The organism is Methanosarcina spelaei, assembly GCF_002287235.1.
Lineage (GTDB): Archaea > Halobacteriota > Methanosarcinia > Methanosarcinales > Methanosarcinaceae > Methanosarcina > Methanosarcina spelaei.
In genome coordinates, this window is record NZ_LMVP01000383.1 from 1 (window position 1) to 547 (window position 547).

Annotated in this window: 2 pseudogenes; one reads left to right on the top strand and one right to left on the bottom strand. The window is 30.7% G+C overall.

Annotated elements, in window-relative coordinates:
- Window positions 1-4 precede the first annotated feature (4 nt).
- Window positions 5-314, top strand: a pseudogene (locus ASJ81_RS24675) (ISAzo13-like element transposase-related protein).
- A gap of 30 nt (window positions 315-344) precedes the next feature.
- Here ASJ81_RS24675 and ASJ81_RS23360 read toward each other — a convergent pair.
- Window positions 345-547: pseudogene (locus tag ASJ81_RS23360) on the bottom strand (ISNCY family transposase); the annotation flags it as partial.

Below are 547 nucleotides of genomic sequence, written 5' to 3' on the forward strand. Positions count from 1 at the left end.
AAAAATGAAAAAAGCTGTTACAATGAAAGACTGTAAAGATAGAAACAAGCAATTTGAGAGAATTAACGAGTTGAAAGAAGAGTATTCTAACAGCGAAAATCCGATTATCAGTATAGATGTAAAAAAAAGAATTCATAGGTAATTTCTACCGAGATGGAAAATTTTATTGTACTCAAACGGTAAAAGTATATGATCACGATTTCAATACATTTTCAAATGGTGTTGTAATTCCGCATGGCGTATACGACGTTAAGCTTAATGAAGGTTACATCACTTTAGGAACCAGTAAGGTAGGATCTCAAATTAGCTTTTAAAATCTCTAATCTAATTTGATATCCACTTCTTTAAAAGTATCTCCCAAATGAATTTTTGCTTTCAACTTTATTTTGCAATTCTGTCAACACCATCAGTTGATATGCTATGAAACTCAATAGAGAGTAGAGTTTTCTACTCTGATTTCTTACTCTTCTAATATCGAATTTTACTGTACCCTTAATATGTCCATGTATCTTTTCACATTCAGCTCTCTTTTTATACTGATCATCAA